Genomic DNA, 18174 nt, shown 5'->3' on the forward strand with positions numbered 1-18174 from the left:
ACCGCGCACCGGCACCGCGCACCGGCACCGCGCACCGGCACCGCGCACCGGCACCGCGCGCCGGCGCCCGCCCGGGCCCGCGCTTAGACTGAGCGGATGCCCGTCATCGAGATCAGCGACCTCAGCGATCCGCGTCTCGTGGACTACGCCCACCTGACCGACGTCGCCCTCAAGAAGGCTCGGGGCACCGAACACGGACTGTATATAGCCGAGTCGGCATTGGTTCTCGAGCGCGCGCTGCGGGCCGGGCATCGCCCCCGCTCGGTGCTCGCGCTCGGCAACACCGTCGACGAGGCCCGCGCGCTCGTCGGCAACGACGTGCCCGTCTTCGTCGGCCCGGGGGAGCTGCTGGCCGAGCTGACCGGCTACGTGCTGCACCGCGGCGTGATCGCCGCCATGCACCGCCCGGCCCTGACCGAGCCGGACGCGCTGCTCGCCGGCGCGCGCCGCATCGTCATCCTCGAGAACGTCTCCGACCCCACCAACGTGGGCGCGATCTTCCGCTCGGCCGGCGCGATCGGCGCGGACGCGATCCTGGTCACGCCCCGCTGCTCCGACCCGTTCTACCGCCGCGCCATCCGCGTCTCGATGGGCACCGTGCTGCAGGTGCCGTGGACCCGCGTCGGCGACTGGCCCAGCACCCGCGCGCTGCTGACCCGGCACGGCTTCCACGTGGCCGCGCTCGCACTCAGCGCGGATGCCGTCAGCCTGCGCGACTTCCCCGGCCACGAACACGACCGGCTGGCCCTGCTGCTCGGCGCGGAGGGTGAGGGCCTCACCCCGGACGCCCTGGCGGCCTCCGACAGCGTGGTGCAGATCCCGATGAAGCACGGCATCGACTCCCTCAACGTGGCCGCGGCCAGCGCCGTCGCCATGTGGGCGCTGTCCGGCTGACTCCGGGCACCGATTCGCAGGAGTCAGGCGGTGGCCGCCGGGGGCTTACTCAGGAGATCCGCGGGATCGCGTTGCGCCGGCCCCCGGACCAGTGCGGCGGCAGGCACAGAACGACGGATGCCGTGCCGGATTTCCTGAGTCAGCCCCACGCCGACCGCCGCGCCATGATCTCCGCCACACGCCCGCCCGCGCTTCAGCGTGGCGGCAGCGCGGGAAGCCTAGGCTGAGGTTATGAGCAACGAGGCTGTCATTGTCGATGTCGTGCGCACCGCGTCAGGTCGAGGCAAGCCGGGGGGCGCCCTGTCGGGCGTGCATCCGGCCGACCTGCTGGCGGGTGTGCTGAGCGAACTGGTCAGCCGCAACGGCCTCGATCCGGCCCTCGTCGACGACGTGATCGGCGGCTGCGTCAGCCAGGTCGGCGAGCAGGGCTACAACGTGACCCGCACCGCCCTGCTCAGCGCCGGCTTCCCCGACTCGGTTCCGGGCACCACCATCGACCGGCAGTGCGGCTCCAGCCAGCAGGCCGTCACCTTCGCCGCCCAGGGCGTGATGGCCGGCGCCTACGACGTGGTCATCGCCTGCGGCGTCGAGTCGATGAGTCGTGTGCCGCTGGGCAGCTCGCTCGGACGCGGGTCCGGCGGGACACCCGGCCAGGACCCGCACGGCACCCTGATGCACGAGCGCTACCCGCAGGGCCTGGTCAACCAGGGCGTCTCGGCCGAGCTGATCAACCAGCAGTGGCGCCTGGGCCGCGGCGAGCTGGACGCCTTCGCGGCCCGCTCCCACCGCCTCGCCGCGGCCGCCGCCGAGCGCGGCGATTTCGACGGCGAGCTGCGGCCGGTGACCCTGCCGGGCGGGCGGGTCGTCACCGACGACGAGACCATCCGCCCCGGCACCACGCTCGCCTCCCTGGCCACGCTGCCGCCGGCATTCCGAACGGATGCCCTCGCCGCCCGCTTCCCGAAACTCGACTGGCACATCACCGCCGGCAACTCGTCCCCGCTCACCGACGGGGCCTCCGCTGCCCTGATCATGAGCGCCAAGCGGGCCGATGAGCTCGGCCTCAACCCGCGCGCCCGGTTCCACAGCTTCGCGGTGACCGGAAGCGACCCGCTCCTGATGCTCACCGGCGTGATCCCGGCGACCCGGCGCATCCTCGAACGCTCCGGCCTGAGCATCGACGACCTCGACGCGTATGAGGTGAACGAGGCTTTCGCCAGCGTTCCGCTGGCCTGGCTGCGGGAGTTCGACGCCGACCCAGCCCTCCTCAACCCCCGCGGCGGCGCCATCGCCCTCGGCCACGCGCTCGGCTCCTCCGGCACCCGGCTGCTCGGCACCCTGCTCAACCACCTCGAGCTGACCGGCGGCCGCTGGGGCCTGCAGACCATGTGCGAGGGCGGCGGCATGGCCAACGCGACGATCATCGAGAGGCTCTGAGATGCGCATCGACGGATGCTCCGCCCTCGTCACCGGCGCCGCGTCCGGCCTCGGGCTGGCCACCGCCACCGCCCTGGCCCGCGCGGGCGCTGCAGTCGTGCTGCTCGACCTGCCGGGAGCCGCGGGGGAGGAGGCCGCGGCGGCGCTCGGCGGCCAGGCCCGCTTCGTGCCCGGGGACGTCACCCGGGAAGAGGACGTGCAGGCCGCGGTCGACGCGGCCGTCGAACTCGGTCCGCTCCGCATCGTGGTCAACTGCGCCGGGATCGCGCCGGGCGGCCGCACGGTCGGGCGCGACGGCCCGCTGCCGCTCGCGGACTTCGACCGGGTCATCCGGATCAACCTGGTCGGCACGTTCAACGTGATCCGCCTGGCCGCCGCGGCCATGCAGCAGACGGAGCCGATCGGCGGCAGCGCGGCTCCAGCAGAAAAAGCAGTCGCAGCAGGCGCATCAGACGCGGCAGGCGCAGGAGACGACGCAGGCGCAGCCCCCGGCGACACGGGCACCGCGGAGCGCGGCGTGATAGTCAACACCGCATCCGTCGCCGCGTTCGACGGGCAGATCGGGCAGGCCGCGTATTCGGCTTCGAAGGGCGGCGTCGCCGCAATGACGCTGCCGCTGGCCCGCGAATTCGCCCGGTCGCTGATCCGGGTGGTGGCCATCGCCCCCGGCATCTTCGACACGCCCATGCTGCGCGGCATGGCCGAGAACGTGCGGGAATCCCTCGCCGCATCCGTGCCGCACCCGGCACGCCTCGGCGACCCCGTCGACTTCGCCGCGCTCGTTCGGCACATCGTCGAGAACCCGATGCTCAACGGCGACACCATCCGCCTCGACGGCGCCATCCGGATGCCGCCCCGCTGATCCCGCTGACCCCGCTGATCCCGCTGACCCCGCTGATCCCGCGGATCCCGCGGATCCCGCTGATCCCGCTGAACCAAGAGCCGGGACCGACTGCCCAGTGCCGGCCCCGGCCCCGCGCCTCCGCCGACCCTGTGCGTCCCCTCGGAGACCTCACCGACGTGCTTTTTTAGGGTAGGCTTACCTAAAGACAAGCGGGTGAGGCCCGCCGACAGCGCCGACAGTGGGGACACGCAACATCATGCTTTTGACACGCAACTGGGCCATGATCGCCGCGCTGGGAACAGCCACCCTGCTCGGAGCGACCGCGTGCGCGTCGCCCGACGCGGCATCCGGACCGGAATCCAGCGACACCGCCTCCGCCACCCCATCGGGATCCATCACCGTGTACAACGCGCAGCACGAGGAACTGACCCAGGCCTGGGCGGACGAGTTCACCCAGGAGACCGGCGTCACCGTCGTCCTCCGCAACGGCGACGACTCCGAACTGGGCAACCAGCTCGTGCAGGAGGGGTCGGCCTCGAAGGCCGACGTCTTCCTGACCGAGAATTCGCCGGCGATCAGCCTGGTCGACAACGCCGACCTGCTGGCCCCGGTCGACGCCGACACGCTCGCCCAGGTGCCCGAGCAGTTCCAGCCGTCCACCGGCACCTGGACCGGAATCGCCGCCCGCTCCACGGTCTTCGCGTACAACCCGAGCCTGCTCGGCGACGCTGAGCTGCCGGCCTCCCTGCTCGACCTCGCCGACCCGGCGTGGAAGGGCCGCTGGGCCGCCTCGCCCTCCGGCGCCGACTTCCAGGCGATTGTCAGCGCGCTGCTGGAGCTCAAGGGTGAGAAGGCCACGAGCGCCTGGCTCGCCGCGATGAAAGACAACGCGGTCGTCTACAAAGGCAACAGCACGGTGATGAAGGCCGTCAACGCGGGCGAGATCCCCGGCGGCGTCATCTACCACTACTACTGGTTCGGCGACCAGGCCGGAACCGGCGAGAACAGCTCGACCACGAAGATGCACTACTTCAAGAACCAGGATCCGGGCGCGTTCGTCAGCGTGTCCGGCGGCGGGGTGCTCAAGACGAGCGCGAACCCCGTCGCCGCGCAGGCGTTCCTCGCCTTCGTCACCGGCAAGTCCGGCCAGGAGATCCTCAAGACCGGCACCTCGTTCGAGTACCCGGTCTCCGCCGGCGTCGACGCGAACCCGGCACTGATGCCGCTCAGCGAACTCGAGGCCCCGGCCATCGACCCGTCCCACCTGAACAGCACCAAGGTCACCGAGCTGATGACCCAGGCCGGATTCCTCTAGGCTGAAAGTGGTGATACCCGCAGCTCCTCCGACCGTGAACACGGCGCCCGACAGCCAGGGCCCCGCCTCCGAGAGTGCCGTCGGCACGACCGAAAGCAGGGCCGGTTCGGCGCGCACGGATGCCCCGGCTCGGGTCCCCAAACGGCCCTCACCATTCATCGTGGCTGCCGCCGGCACCGTGTCCCTGCTGGGGCTGCTGCCGCTTGGGTATGTGATCGTCACCGGCATACTGACCGGCTGGCCGGCGCTCTCGGCGCTGATCTTCCGGCCGCGGGTCGGCGAGCTGCTCGTCAACACCATCGGACTCGTCTTGATCACGGTGCCGCTCTGCGTGGCCATCGGCGTGGGCGCCGCGTGGCTCGTCGGGCGCACCTCGCTGCCCGGAGCGAAGGTGTTCGCGGTGCTCCTGGCCGCCCCGCTCGCGGTTCCCGCCTTCGTGAACAGCTACGGCTGGGTGAGCGCCGTCCCCTCACTGCACGGGCTCTGGTCGGGCGTGCTGATCGCGACGCTGTCCTACTTCCCGCTGGTGTACCTGCCCTGCGCCGCCGCGCTCCGGCGCCTCGACCCGACCGTCGAGGAGGCCGCCGGGTCGCTCGGCAGCGGAGCCTGGGCCGTCTTCTTCCGGGTCATCCTGCCCCAGCTGCGGCTGCCGATCCTCGGCGGCGCGCTCCTGGTCGGGCTGCACCTGCTCTCCGAGTACGGTGCGTTCGCGATGATCCGGTTCGACACGTTCACCACCGCCATCGTCGAGCAGTACCGGTCCACGTTCAACGGCCCAGCGGCGAACGCGCTGGCCGGCGTGCTCGTGCTGCTCTGCCTGGTGCTTTTGATCGGGGAGTCCGGCGCCCGCGGCCGTTCCCGGTACGCCCGGATCGGCTCCGGCGTGGCCCGGGTCACCCCGCGGCGCTCCCTCGGCGCGTTCACCCCGGTCGGCTACCTGTTCCTCGGCGGCCTGTTCGTGCTGGCGATCGGCGTGCCGTTCTCGAGCGTCATCCGTTGGCTGGTGCAGGGCGGCACGGATGTCTGGGCCGACGCGGTCGTCGGCCAGGCGCTCCTGCAGACCGTCGGCTACGGCCTCGCCGGGGCGGCGGTCACCTGCCTGCTCGCATTCCCGATCGCGTTCCTCGCGGTGCGTTACCCGAGCCGGTTGTCCCGCGGCCTCGAATCGGTCAACTACCTCACGAGCTCGCTGCCCGGGATCGTGACGGCCCTCGCGCTCGTCACCGTCAGCATCCGTTTCGTGCAGCCGCTCTACCAGACCACGATCCTGGTGATCGTGACCTACCTGATGATGTTCCTGCCGCGCGCCCTGGTCAACCTGCGGGCCGGCCTCGCCCAGGTGCCGGTCGGGCTGGAAGAGGCCGCCCGCTCGCTGGGCAAGCATCCCGTCGCCGCGTTCCTGAGCGTCACCGCACGGTTCTTCGTGCCGTCGGCCCTCGCCGCCGGCGCCCTGGTCTTCCTCGGTATCGTGACCGAGCTGACCGCGACCCTGCTGCTGGCCCCGAACGGAACCCGCACCCTCGCGATCCAATTCTGGTCGAAGGTGAACGACATCAACTACGTCGGGGCGGCGCCGTACGCCCTGCTGATGATCGTGCTCAGCCTGCCGGTCACCTATCTCCTGTTCGCCCGCTCCCGACTGACGAGCGTCTCGTGACCGAGTTCGAGCGCCCCGCCGCCGGTACCGCCGAAACCGAGAGTCCGACCATCGAACGCGCAACCAGTGATCTCGAAAGCCCCGCCAGTGAACGCCCCGCCATTGAACTGAGCGGCGTGAACAAGAGCTTCGGCAGCACGCGCATCCTCGAGGACATCGCCCTCTCGGTGCCGGGAGGCAGCCGCACCGTCGTCGTCGGCTCGTCCGGCTCGGGTAAGACCACCCTGCTCCGCCTGATCAGTGGGTTCGAACTGCCCGACTCCGGCACGATCACCGTGCTCGGGCGCACGGTCGCCGCACCCGGCGTGGCCGTGGCGGCGCACCGGCGCGGCATCGGCTTCGTGGCGCAGGACGGGGCGCTGTTCCCGCACCTCACCGTGGGCCAGAACATCGCGTTCGGCCTCGGCCCCGCCCTCCGCAGCGGCACCCGCCGGCAGCGCGCGCGGGCGGTCGACGAGCTGCTCGAGATGGTGTCGCTGAACCCGAGCTTCGCCGCGCGCCGCCCCGACGAGCTCTCCGGCGGCCAGCAGCAGCGCATCGCCCTGGCCCGGGCCCTGGCCCGCCGGCCGCGGGTGATGCTGCTCGACGAACCCTTCTCCTCCCTCGACGCCGGGCTGCGGGCGGCCACCCGCGACATCGTCGCCGCCACGCTCGAACGCGCGGGCATCACCACCGTGCTCGTCACTCATGACCAGGCCGAGGCCATGAGCTTCGCCCACCAGCTCGCGGTGCTCCGCGACGGCCACCTCGGCCAGGTCGGCCCGCCGCGCGAGGTCTACTGGCGCCCCGTCGACCTGTTCACGGCCCGGTTCCTCGGCGACGCCGTGGTGCTGCCGGCCACGATCGACGACGGCTTCGCGTCGTGCGCGCTGGGCCGGGTCGCCGTGGCTCCCACCGCCCTGCGCGGCGACGCCTGCATCATGCTCCGCCCCGAGCAGATCATCGTCGAACACTGCGAGACGACGGATGCCCCGGGCGCCCCGACCTGCACCGGCCGGGTCGAGGCCGTCGACTTCTACGGGGCCGAAGTGCAGCTCGCCGTGCGCTTGTTCTCCGGTGGTTCCGCGTTGACAGGGCCTAACTCGTCGGGGTCTGACTCGATCGGGTCGCTGTCGGCCGGTTCCCTTTCGGCCGGTTCCCTGTCGGCCGGTTCCGCTTCGACCGGATCCCTTCACGCTCCCGGCGGCACCGTCATCCACGTGCGCCAGCACGGCACCACCGGCACCGTGGTCGGCAGCAGCGTCAACCTCACCGCCCGCGGCACGGCCACGGCTTTCGCCGCGCCCCACGCCTGACCCGCCGCTGCCCGCCCGCACAGGAACGCCCCGCACCGCCGACCTGCCCGGGGCCAACTCAGGAAAACCCCTGCGCCCGCCCCGCTGCCGCCGCAGACCAGTGCGGATCGCCCCGCAAGATCGCCCGGATCTCCTGAGTTAGCCGCAGAAGGTCAGCCACAGACCAGTGCGAATGCTCCGCCAGAGCGACTGGATCTCCTGAGCCAGCCAGCTGGCCGATGGCGCGCCGGTCGCTATCCGACTCGGCCCGCTGCTGCAGCCCTGCAGAGTAGCGGGCCCCGCGCACGTTGAGTCGGAGATTTTCACAACCCGCCGCATTCCAAGGCGCCGCCAGCGGCGTTTCGCGAAAATCACCGCGGTTAGGACCCGGTCGAGGTCGGCGTGGGCGTGAGGGGCGGCGGGGCGCGAGGGATGCTGCGGGTGGGCTCGGCGCACGTGGCCCGGCAGGGCCGGGGACGGGGCGGGACGGGACGGGGCTAACTCAGGAAAACCCCTGCGCCCGCCCTGCTGCGGCCACAGACCAGTGCGGATCGCGCTGCCACTTTGCCAGGATCTCCTGAGTTCGCCACAGGAGGTTAGCCAGAGAGGTTCAGCCAGGGAAGGCTCCGTCGGAGAGGGTGGGGTGCAGTCGGTGCGCTCCGGGCATCCGTGCCGGTTGTTGCGCACCTCCGGCCGACGAGGGAACCGCGGATTCGGTGTGTGGCGCAGCCGGCACCCCGGGCGCCCGCCCGGTCCCGGGCTACGGCGCCGACCGCAGCACCCGCCGCTCCCGCATGCTCGAGCCGCGGGAGACCAGGTACACGAGGGCGGTCACGAACGGCACGAAGACGAGGAACAGCACCCAGGCCGCCCTCGCCCACCCGCTCAGGGTGTCGTCACGGAACAGGTCCGCGAGGATCGAGAACATGACCGTCAGATAGGCGATGAACACGTAGGTCCAGAAGAAGAGCCAGATATCATCCCAGATATCGGTCGTTGAGCCCATCCGCGTTCTCCTTCGCTCGGAATCCCGGCCAGAGCCTAGCGTGATGACGTCGCTGCGGACAGGGGTCGGGTTCCGTTCGGTCCCGCCGGCGAGATCCCGCCGATCCCGTTCTCCAAGTGGGCAACGCGACCGGGGCTTGCCCTAGGTTTGGCGCGACAATCGCCCCTCCGGAGGGAGCTCCACCACTAGCGCAGAATGACCCTTCGGAGCGCGCGACGGATGCTGAGAAGCATCACGCCCGCAGCCAGCAGCAACGCGCCGCCGCCGATCGGAAGCCCGACCTCGCTGCCGGTGGCCGCGAGCGTGGGCTGGCGGGCCGGAAGCGGGACAGAGGCACCCGCCGTCGTGGAGGGGGGAACTGCCGATGTGGCGGTCGTGTCCGTCGAAATTGAGGGCGGCAGGGCCGGTCCAGCTGCGCTGGTGATGACCTCATGGGCCGCGGACACGGCCGGGGCTACTCTGTTGACGGCCGTGATGGTGAACGTGGAGGTTCCGGCCGCTGTGGGCATCCCGGTGATCGCTCCCGTGCCGCCATCGAGCCGCAGGCCGGCGGGGAGTGCGCCCTGGGAAATGGCGAACGTCGGGGCCGGCGTCCCGGTGGCCGTGACTCTGAACGCGTAGGGGGTTCCGACCGTGGCCCGCGGCGGCGTGCGCGAGGTAAAGGCAGGGCTATCGGTCGTGGCCACGGTGCCGGTCGGCGCGCAGCCGGTGGGCACGGTCACGACGTTGGAATCCAGAGTCACCGCCGCGGTGTTCGCCAGGAGGCGGCCCGCGATGGTGGCTCCGGTGGTCGCCGTAATCGATTGGTTCGCCATGACTGTGCCCACGAATTGAGCCGCAGTTCCGAGGGTTGCTGAGCTGCCGACTTGCCAGAAGACGTTGCAGGAGCTCGCGCCGCCGGTGACCTCGATGCGACTGCCCGACCCGATGATCAGGGTGCTGTCGACCTGAAACACCCACACGGATGTCGCGCTGCCCGCCAGGGTCAGCACGCCATTGTCGGCCAGGGACAGTGCACCACCGGCGAACACACCGGGGCTGAGCGACAAGCCGGCGAGCTCGGCAACACCGGACGTGGTCGGGGTGAGGCCCGCGGCCGCGTTGTACGCCGTTGTCACGTCGCTTTGCGCCGCGCCGGCGCTCCCATCCGTCTGGTGCAGTGCCCCGGTGAAGCTGCCGTCCGGAGCGCCACCGAAGCCGGTGATCGAGGTTCCCGGGCTGACTCCCACGTCGCCGTTGATCACGGAGGGGCCCGTGTTCGTGACGGTGCTGGCACCGAGGACCCCGAAGGCCGCAGAGGCGCCGAGGTCGACGGGCCCGTCAATCGTGGTGGCCGCTTGCGCCGATGCCGCGGGCAACAACATACCGACCGCAAACACCAGACCGATGCCAGTCGCCATGCTCTTTCGGCTGTGCCTGATCGTGCTCACGAGTCGCTCCCATCGGTTCGGGAGTCAATGACGGCACCTCGAGCCGGACCCCCCGTGGAACATTCTAAACACAGGCTGAGACCCTCAATGTCGAACCCGGCCTCACTTTTGGGCAGGTAGACACGTGTCAAATGACCCACTGGTCGGGCTTTCGATGTCGGTGCGTGCGGGGCAGTCGGCGATGTTCGGGGTCTCCAGGCGCCGCTCGCAGTGAATCCCGCGCCTCTCAGACTCAGCCGCTCGGAAGGGCTTTACCACCCGGGTGGTGGGTCACCCCCCGAAACGTCCACCCCACCCGTTTCGTCAACCACTCCCGCCAGTGTTGGATTCGAGGCGATGCGGCGGTGGCACGCGGTTACCATTCACAGGACCCACCACAACTTTTCGTCCTAGTGCCGTCCACCACGAGGGAGTGTTCATGGCCTGGCTCCACCTCGACGCCGAAAGCATGCCTGTAGGGCGGCGCGGCAGGGAGGAACCGATAAGGCACAGGTTCCGAGGAGAGCGAAGCGGGCGTGACCGGCGGCGGGTACGGGTGGTTGGAGTAATTCTGGGCCTGAAGGGCACGCCGTATCTCGACCCCGAAACACCCTCGCAACATCTTCGCGATTCAACGCCCGCGACAGCGCGGGCATGACGAAAGACAGCCGCAAGAATATGTCGACGATCACAGTGACCCTCAACCACCCAGTGACCTCCGGACGATCCACAGTGATCCTCAAGGTCAACCGGCATGAACAGCTGCCTGCAGTTCTCGTTGACCCGCTTGACCACGAGGGAAAGGTCATCGCAGGGATGTGGCTTGCTGACGGCCATGGCGGGACCGTCTACGAACTGACCGAGCAGGTTCGGGCGGTGAGGACATGACTGAAAAGCGCAACACGAGTCCTGATCGGGAGCGCCTGCTCCCGACGCGACGACGCCCCGCTGCAGACACGAACGGTGACAAGACGTGGTCTGAGGGCCAGTTCCGCGCTCTCCTCGGGTCCGCTCCCGATGCGATGGTGATCGTCGACGCTGACGGTACGATCCTTCTTGTCAACGCACAGGTGGAGGTGCTTTTTGGCTACGTGAGGGATGAACTTCTCGGACAGTCTCTCGAGGTCCTCATGCCGATCGAATTCCGTGGCTGGTATCTGAGCCATCGATCCGAGTACTCGGCCAAGACAAAGACGAAGGCACAGGCACGGTCGATGGGACCCGACCTTGGACTTCTGGGTCTGCACCGCGACGGCAGGGAGTTTCCGATAGAGATTTCGCTCAGTCCTTTTGAGACCGACAGCGGAACGCTCGTGTCCAGCTCTATCCGTGATATCAGCGAACGGACCCAGGCCCAGGCTTCGACGCGAATGATGTCGATGCTGGTCGCATCCTCCGACGATGCCATTTTTGGTTACGACGTCGACGGTCTGATCACCGTGTGGAATCCGGCGGCTGAAGCGATGTTCGGATTCTCGGCGCCCGAGGTGATCGGCCAGCATCAGACCCTTATCGTCACGGTTGACGGCCGGGATCGAGGACTCGAATTGCAGGCCCAGGTCGCTGGCGGCGAGTCCGTGATCGGTTTGGAGTCGGTCGCACTGCACAAGGACGGATCACGCATCGTCGATATTTCGCTGACGATCTCTCCGATCTTCGACTCACGCAACATTGTGGCGGGCTGCTTCGGAATAGCCCGGAACATTTCGGAGTCCAAGCGTCGACAGATTGCCTCAGAAACTGACCAGGCACGCCTGGCAGCGGCCCAACAGATGGCTGGGATGGGCAGCTATGAAATCGACAGTGCGACCGGACAGCGATGGTGGTCAGATGAGTATTGGCGGATCCTCGGCCGCAATGGAACTGAGCCGGCATCGCGCGATTTGCTTCTGTCGTGCGTACATCCGCAGGACCGGGATCGTGTGGAGAGTCTCCTGCGGCGGCTCGATTCAGGATGGCCGACCCCGGAATTTACTTTCCGCATCATTCTGCAGTCCGGGGGAATTCGTTGGATGCGCTCACGCGCAGTTGTCATCAGGGCCGCGGATGGTTCGCCAATCAAAATCATCGGCATGATCATGGACATTACCGAGTTGCATCTAGCTGAGGCGCGACAACAAGAAGCCGAGACCAACTTTCGCCTGGGTTTCGACCGATCTCAGATTGGCATGGGGATGGCCGATTTGGATGGGCGACTGTTCCAGGTAAACGAGGCCCTGTGCACAATACTGGGCAGAACTCCCGAAGAAATCCGGGGCAAACGGACGCAGGATTTTCGGCATCCGTCACACCATGAGGGTGATCGTGCCTCGTTCTCCGGTTGGCTGAGTGGGGGATTCGAAGATACTCAGGCGGAACTTCAGTATGCCCGACCCAACGGACAGCCGGTCTGGGTGCAGCTAACGATGTCCCTTGTGCCTGACGTTAACGGCGAGCCGGGTTATTTCTTACTGCATATGCAGGACATCTCGTCCCGAAAATACGCCGAGGACCTCCTGGCTCACCAGGCCCTTCACGATCCCCTGACGGGGCTGCCAAACCGTCAGCTACTCGTCGAACGTATCGAACGCTCTTTGTCAACAGGACGAAGGACCGCCGGCTACGTGGGTGTGCTGTTCATCGACGTGGACCAGTTCAAGGTAATCAATGATGGATTAGGCCACGTGGCCGGCGACCGCTTGTTGGTGGGACTAACGCGACGGTTGAAGTTGATCGTTCGTCCCGGCGACACCCTTGCACGGTTCGGCGGCGACGAGTTCGTACTCGTCTGCGACAACATCGCGCCCTACGATGCGGAGCGGTTGGCCGAGCGAATAGTCACAATCGCCAAGGACCCTTTCGAGTTCGAGGGCAAGGAAGTCTTCGTCAGCGTGAGCGTTGGCATCGTTCTTGCTGACGATGATGCCGACGCCGATGCCAGCTCCATGCTCCTCCATTCAGATGTTGCAATGTATCGGGCGAAAGCGGACGGCAGGGCTCGCGTTGTGATGTACGACGAGGATATGCACCATCGAGCGTCGATGCGGCTTGAGACCGAATCCCAGTTGGCTCGCGCGATCTCCCGTGACGAGTTGCGCGTGTTCTACCAGCCGATTGTGGACATCTCGACTGAAGAAACGGTCGGCTTTGAGGCGCTCGTGCGCTGGGAGCATCCCGACCGAGGTTTCATTTCACCAACAGAATTCATCCCGATCGCTGAACAGACCGGGTCGATTGTTGCGATTGGCGAGTGGGTGCTGACTGAGGCCCTCAGGCAGGTCCAGGCCTGGCGCAGCCAGCTCGCTGAGTGCCATGACTTGACGATCGCAGTCAATCTATCGGCCAGACAGTTGCAGGATGCCAATTTTGTGCAGGTCGTGTCTGACATCATCACTCGGTCGGGCATCGACGCCTCGGCGGTGCACCTGGAAATCACGGAGTCCATGGTCATCAACAATCTGGATCTGGCCTCCGCCACCCTCTCTGGGTTGCGCGGTCTCGGGGTACGGCTCTCCCTGGACGATTTCGGTACCGGCTGGAGTTCCCTCACCTATCTCAAGCAGTTGCCCGTTCAGACCATCAAGATTGATCGCTCCTTCATCGATGGACTCGGGGGTAAGGATCCCCAGGCGCCGGCCTTCGTCAACGCCATCGTGAGTCTGGCGCGCGCACTGGAGATGGACGTCGTGGCCGAGGGAATCGAGACCAGGGAACAACTCAGCGAGCTTCGCCGTCTCGGAGGCAGCCTGGCTCAGGGCTATTTGTGGTCTCGCCCGCGGCCCCCGAAGGAAATACCCGGCTGGCTGGCCGAGGAGAAAATGCGCACGGTCAGATTGGCCGATTTGCGCGCGGTGAGCTGAACGGCGCGGGCGGCGCGTCAACTCGTGTGAGTGGACAGCAGCTTCCTGCGCCTGGCCTCATCCACGCAGCCTTGACGTCCGCTAACGCCCAGAGTGCTGAAAAGACGTTTGAGGTACCATTTCACCGTGTTGACACCCAGATGAAGGGTCTGGGCGATTTCACGATTGGAGCACCCCTGGGCCAACAGTATCAGGATCTCGTGTTCGCGCTCGGTCAACGTTGCACCGGTAATTTGGGCGCCTGATGAGGTCGTCTCTTGAAGGCGCGCGGAGGTAGTCGCGCTCTGGAGGAGAAGGCTCAGGAACTCTGGAAGACCGGGGGCCTGCGGTCCCTCCCATCGCCCGCCTCTCACCCTGTCTGCGACGTCCTGCACGATCTGAAGACACCCCGGACCGCCATCGAGGATGGGTCGCACCAAACCGAGTGCGTTGCACGTGACCAAGGCCGGGGTCAGGGCATCCATCGCCTCGACGCGCCGACCCGCATGCTGGAGCGTTGCAGCGAGTAGGATTTGGGCGCCCAAGTGCGCACGGGCTCCGCCGCGGGCTCTCGTCCGGTCGAGCAGCTCGTGAGCACGTTCTGCGGAGGCCGTGGCCAGATCTCGAGATGCATCCGGCGATAGGGCCGCTCGAATCTCGGTTGCGAGGGCGATCCTGTAATTCGTTTCGGCCAAGCCGCTACCCAGATCCCCGATCCGGTGCTGTTCGTCGTGCAGACCGGCCGGCAGAGTCCGGTCGGGTAGCTGGAAGTTGAATCCGAGCTGGATGCGTTCCGCGGCGATACACAGTCCGAGCCGGGTGAGCCCTAAAGTCTCGGCCACGTCTTCGCCCTCATCGAGAAGCGTCCTGGCCCCCACGTGATCGCCGCGCAGGGCCTTGATTCTGGCCAGGGTCGCAAAGGCGGAGATCATGAAATCGACCACTCCGCCTTCTGATCCCAATTCGTGAGCCTCCTCAAGCAAGAGTTCAGCCTTCTCCAGCGCGCCCCGTTCGTAGAGAAGCTGGCCGAGCATCGAGCTGGCCAGTTGCGCCGCATGAGAGTGTCGACCAGCGGAGCTCCGTGCAAGCTCAACTGCTGATCTGAAGAGGCGTTCTGCATCGTCGACTTCGAGTTGCTCGAAGGCAGCCAGACCGGCGAAACATCGGCCGTAGACGTCGCTGAACGGTCCGGACGTGAGCGCGTGAAATTGTGACGCCCAGTTCTGCTGCTCGGTTGCTTGTGAGTACTCACCCTCCTGGATCTTCTGGAAGGTGGAGATGTTGGCGGCGACGGACACAATCCAGGGACGGAGCCGGTTCGCTTCTGCAAAACAGGTTTGGTCTAGTTCGTCGACCAGGTCGAGCCTGTCCACGTACATGTCAATGCAGCATTGAACGACCAGGGCCTCAACACCGAGTTCAAACCGGTCATCCTGACTGAGAGAATCGTCGCACCGAACCAGGGCCTCCACCTTGTCGAGGGCGATCTGCGCCGCGCCCGATATGTGGAGAAGCGTGTTGGCCCAGGCGATTGCCATCTGAAGCTTGGCCTGATCCGCAACGGAACTGGCCGGTATCTTTCCCACCAGCACCAGCAAAGTCGCCATCCGGGAATGCTCGACAAGCCACATCGCGCGCGACTCAACAATGTCGACTGCGAAGTCGACCTGGCCGACTGCCAGAGCGTGATCAACGGCGTCGCTGGGATAGCCGTTCGATGCGAACCAACGCGCAGCGGCCAGGTTGAGTTCCACCGCTCGCCCCGGGAAGTCCCGTTCGAGTCGTCCCCGCAGGTAATCTTCGAACAAATGATGGTAGCGATACCAGCTTCCGTCTTCGTTCAGCGGCTGAAGGAATAGATTCTGAGCCTCAACACGCTCAAGCATGGCCTGACCCCGCACGACACCGGAGAGTGTCGACGCCAACTCCGCACAGATACGCTCAGTCACCGATGTTGTCAGCAGAAAATCAACCACGTCCGGTTCGAGGGCATCAAGCACGTTCTCGAGCAGATACTCGCCGATCGACTTCTGCCGACCCGAGAGCCGTCGGATCAGGTCGGACGCGTCGTGGTTTTCGCGCAGCGACAACGAAACCAGCTGGAGGGCAGCCACCCAACCTTCAGTCGTCCGGTGCAGGCTGGCCAGGTCGTCACGGTTGACGTCCAGGCCGTTGATGTCCACCAACAATGCTTGCGACTCGTCCTCGTCGAATCGCAGAGAACTCGCGTCCACTTCCAACAGCTGGTTCCTCACCATGAGACGACCAAGCGGGAGCCCAGACCTGGATCGGCTGGTGATCAGGAAGGACAGGCGGGAACTCCCCACATCCAGAAGGCGATGAATGACAGCACGGGTCCGGGAATCGGTGACGAGATGCCAGTCGTCCAGGGCAATGACAATGTTTTCACCGGCGGCATCCATGGCGTTGACCAGGGCGGGAACAACGTAGCGCTCAGCATCGTCGGGCTGTCCCTCGAGCAGAACCTGCCATTCGTCGTCCAACTCCGGCATTACCCGTCGGATCGCTTCCAACAGGTGGGACAAGAACCAGATCGTATTGTTGTCATCGCGGTCCAGCGAAAGCCACACGGTGGTCACGCCACGTGCATCCAGCGCCGCGAGCCATTGTGCGGCGAGTGTTGACTTACCGAAGCCTGCCGGGGCATGAATCAACGACAGTCGGCGGTGCTCACCAGCGCGGAGCAGGTCCGTGAGCCGAGCACGGGCGACCCAGTCCCCGACGGGCCTCGGAGGCTGGAATTTTGTCGTAACGCTTACAGGGGCGAACGGCAACGCCTCCTCCACTTCTCCTGCTAGTCAGGCATCAAGCTAGGCTCCAGGATCGCGGTTGCCGTCTCCGTGGCTTCCCCCGTCGCCTTCGCGTAAAAGATGCGGGCTCGCTTAAGTATGGGACCCGGCTGCTCAAATCCTGATTACGCCACTTACTTCTTCTCTCGCTTGGGCCACCTCCTTCTTTGCAGGGGCCCTGTGTTCCAACCAACCCCCGCGACAGGTGAGGCGCACGCCTCCTACTCCGCGGCGTGCGCCTCCAGGAACTCGTACACCTCGGTGTCGTCGACGCCGGGAAAGGTTCCGCTGGGCAGCGGGGACAACACATGGGCGTGCAGGCGCGCGCTCGGCCAGGCCTTGCCGGCCCACCGGGACGACATGTCCGACGCCGGGCGCCGGCAGCAGGACTCGTCCGGGCAGCGGGAGACCGCGCGCTGCGTGGTCTCCCGGCCCCGGAACCACCTGGCCTGCGCAAACGGAACGCCGACGCTGATCGAGAACTCGCCGCCATCCATCGCCCCGGTCTGGGTCGCCGACCAGAAGGTGCCCACCGGGGTGTCGGTGTACTGGTAGAACTCGGTGGTGCGGTTGGTGTGGGTGAAAGCGCTGCGGGCGCTCCACTGCTTGCAGACGAACTGGCCCTCGATCGACCCGGTCACGTCGGCGGGCAGGGGGAGCCCGTCGTTCTCGTAGCCCTTCTGCAGGGCGCCGTCGCCCGTGACGCGCAGGAAGTGCAGGGGCATGTCCAGGTGTGAGGTGGCCAGGTTGGTCAGCCGCAGCGCGGCGGCCTCGTGGGTCACCCCGAACGCGTCCCGGAAATCCTCGACCGACAGCTCGCGCTCCCGCTTCGCGTGTGAGAGGAAGGCGACCGAGGCATCCTGCGGCATCAGGCAGGCGGCCGCGAAGTAGTTGATCTGCAGCCTCTGCCAGAGAAACTCGGCGTAGCTGTTCGGACGTTCGTGCCCGAGCAGCCGGTGCCCCATCGCCTGCAGGGCCATCGAGCGCAGGCCGTGGCCGCCGGGGATGGAGGCCGGCGGCAGGTAGATCCGGCGGTTGACGAGGTCGGTGACCGACCGGGTCGAGCCCGGCAGGTCGTTGACGTAGATCAGGCTGAAGCCGAGCTGCTCGGCCATCACACTCACCTCGCGGTGGGTGAGGGCGCCAAAGACGTGACCGGATGCCCGCACCCGGTCCTCGGCGAGCTGCTCGATGTCGGGCATGTAGTTGTCCTGGTCGCGCATCCGCTCGCGCAGTTCCGTGTTCGCGCGACGGGCTTCCTCGGGTGTGGCGATGGCCTCGCTGGCCCGGCGGGCGAGTTCGCGGTGCAGGCCGAGCAGGGATTCGATCGCCGCCAGCGGCATCCCCTTCGTCACCTTCACCTGGGGCAGGCCGAGCGCCCCGTAGAGCGGGTTCTTCTGCGCGCGCGCCAGCTCGATCTCGAGGGCGGCCCGCGTGTTCGGCGCTTCAGTGTTCAGCAGATCGATGACCTGCACGTCGAGCGCCGTCGCCAGGGCCTGCAGGGTGGAGAGTTTGGGCTCCCGCCGACCGTTCTCGATCAGTGAGAGCTGGCTGCCGGCCAGGCCGACGCGCTCGCCGAGCTGGTCGAGCGTGAACCCACGCTCAGACCGGTAGTGACGGATGCGGAGTCCCAGCGTGATCAGGTCTGATGAGCGTGTTGGCATTCCTTAACGATAGTGAAAGAATCGCGTTTCTTAACGCTGCTATCTC

At 67.0% G+C, this 18174-nt stretch carries 12 protein-coding genes; 8 read left to right on the forward strand and 4 right to left on the reverse strand.

What is annotated here, in order from left to right; all coding sequences use genetic code 11:
• Window positions 1-96: 96 nt before the first annotated feature.
• From E3O49_RS05935 to E3O49_RS05960, 6 genes are all read left to right on the forward strand, one after another.
• Entirely contained in the window at window positions 97-894 is a 798-nt protein-coding gene (locus E3O49_RS05935) for a TrmH family RNA methyltransferase (protein ID WP_134367139.1), read from the forward strand.
• 231 nt (window positions 895-1125) lie between these two features.
• Window positions 1126-2331 carry a thiolase family protein gene (locus E3O49_RS05940; protein ID WP_134367137.1) on the forward strand — a complete coding sequence of 402 codons (1206 nt, stop codon included), beginning with the start codon at window positions 1126-1128 and terminating at the stop codon, window positions 2329-2331.
• A 1-nt stretch (window position 2332) separates the two neighbouring features.
• Window positions 2333-3193 (forward strand): SDR family NAD(P)-dependent oxidoreductase, encoded by an 861-nt coding sequence (locus tag E3O49_RS05945; RefSeq protein WP_134367135.1) that lies wholly within the window; start codon window positions 2333-2335, stop codon window positions 3191-3193.
• Between the two features lie 238 nt (window positions 3194-3431).
• Window positions 3432-4490, forward strand: coding sequence for an iron ABC transporter substrate-binding protein (locus E3O49_RS05950; RefSeq protein ID WP_198416039.1), 1059 nt, complete (start codon window positions 3432-3434; stop codon window positions 4488-4490).
• Window positions 4491-4500: 10 nt separating this feature from the next.
• Complete coding sequence (locus E3O49_RS05955; RefSeq protein ID WP_370262719.1) at window positions 4501-6147, forward strand: ABC transporter permease; 1647 nt, start codon at window positions 4501-4503, stop codon at window positions 6145-6147.
• A complete protein-coding gene (locus tag E3O49_RS05960) occupies window positions 6144-7442 on the forward strand; it encodes an ABC transporter ATP-binding protein (protein ID WP_244285258.1) in 1299 nt (432 codons plus the stop codon). Before E3O49_RS05955 ends, E3O49_RS05960 begins: the two co-directional genes overlap by 4 nt.
• A 739-nt stretch (window positions 7443-8181) precedes the next feature.
• Here the strand turns inward: E3O49_RS05960 and E3O49_RS05965 are convergent.
• The gene (locus E3O49_RS05965; RefSeq protein WP_134367133.1) at window positions 8182-8427 is read right to left on the reverse strand and encodes a hypothetical protein; all 246 of its coding nucleotides are present in this window, start codon (window positions 8425-8427) and stop codon (window positions 8182-8184) included.
• Between the two features lie 185 nt (window positions 8428-8612).
• Complete coding sequence (locus tag E3O49_RS05970) at window positions 8613-9857, reverse strand: ice-binding family protein (protein WP_134451151.1); 1245 nt, start codon at window positions 9855-9857, stop codon at window positions 8613-8615.
• Window positions 9858-10490: 633 nt separating this feature from the next.
• On the opposite strand from E3O49_RS05970, the gene E3O49_RS05975 reads away from it, so the two are divergent.
• Together E3O49_RS05975 and E3O49_RS05980 are read left to right on the forward strand one after the other, a co-directional pair.
• A complete protein-coding gene (locus E3O49_RS05975) occupies window positions 10491-10724 on the forward strand; it encodes a hypothetical protein (RefSeq protein ID WP_134367129.1) in 234 nt (77 codons plus the stop codon).
• Complete coding sequence (locus E3O49_RS05980; RefSeq protein ID WP_134367127.1) at window positions 10721-13675, forward strand: EAL domain-containing protein; 2955 nt, start codon at window positions 10721-10723, stop codon at window positions 13673-13675. Before E3O49_RS05975 ends, E3O49_RS05980 begins: the two co-directional genes overlap by 4 nt.
• A gap of 17 nt (window positions 13676-13692) precedes the next feature.
• Here E3O49_RS05980 and E3O49_RS05985 read toward each other — a convergent pair whose 3' ends face one another.
• Window positions 13693-16461, reverse strand: coding sequence for a helix-turn-helix transcriptional regulator (locus E3O49_RS05985; RefSeq protein WP_134367125.1), 2769 nt, complete (start codon window positions 16459-16461; stop codon window positions 13693-13695).
• Between the two features lie 224 nt (window positions 16462-16685).
• Window positions 16686-18128, reverse strand: a complete 1443-nt coding sequence (locus E3O49_RS05990; RefSeq protein WP_134367123.1) for an XRE family transcriptional regulator — start codon at window positions 18126-18128, stop codon at window positions 16686-16688.
• Window positions 18129-18174 lie beyond the last annotated feature (46 nt).

It is taken from the genome of Cryobacterium shii (assembly GCF_004402595.1).
GTDB lineage: Bacteria > Actinomycetota > Actinomycetes > Actinomycetales > Microbacteriaceae > Cryobacterium > Cryobacterium shii.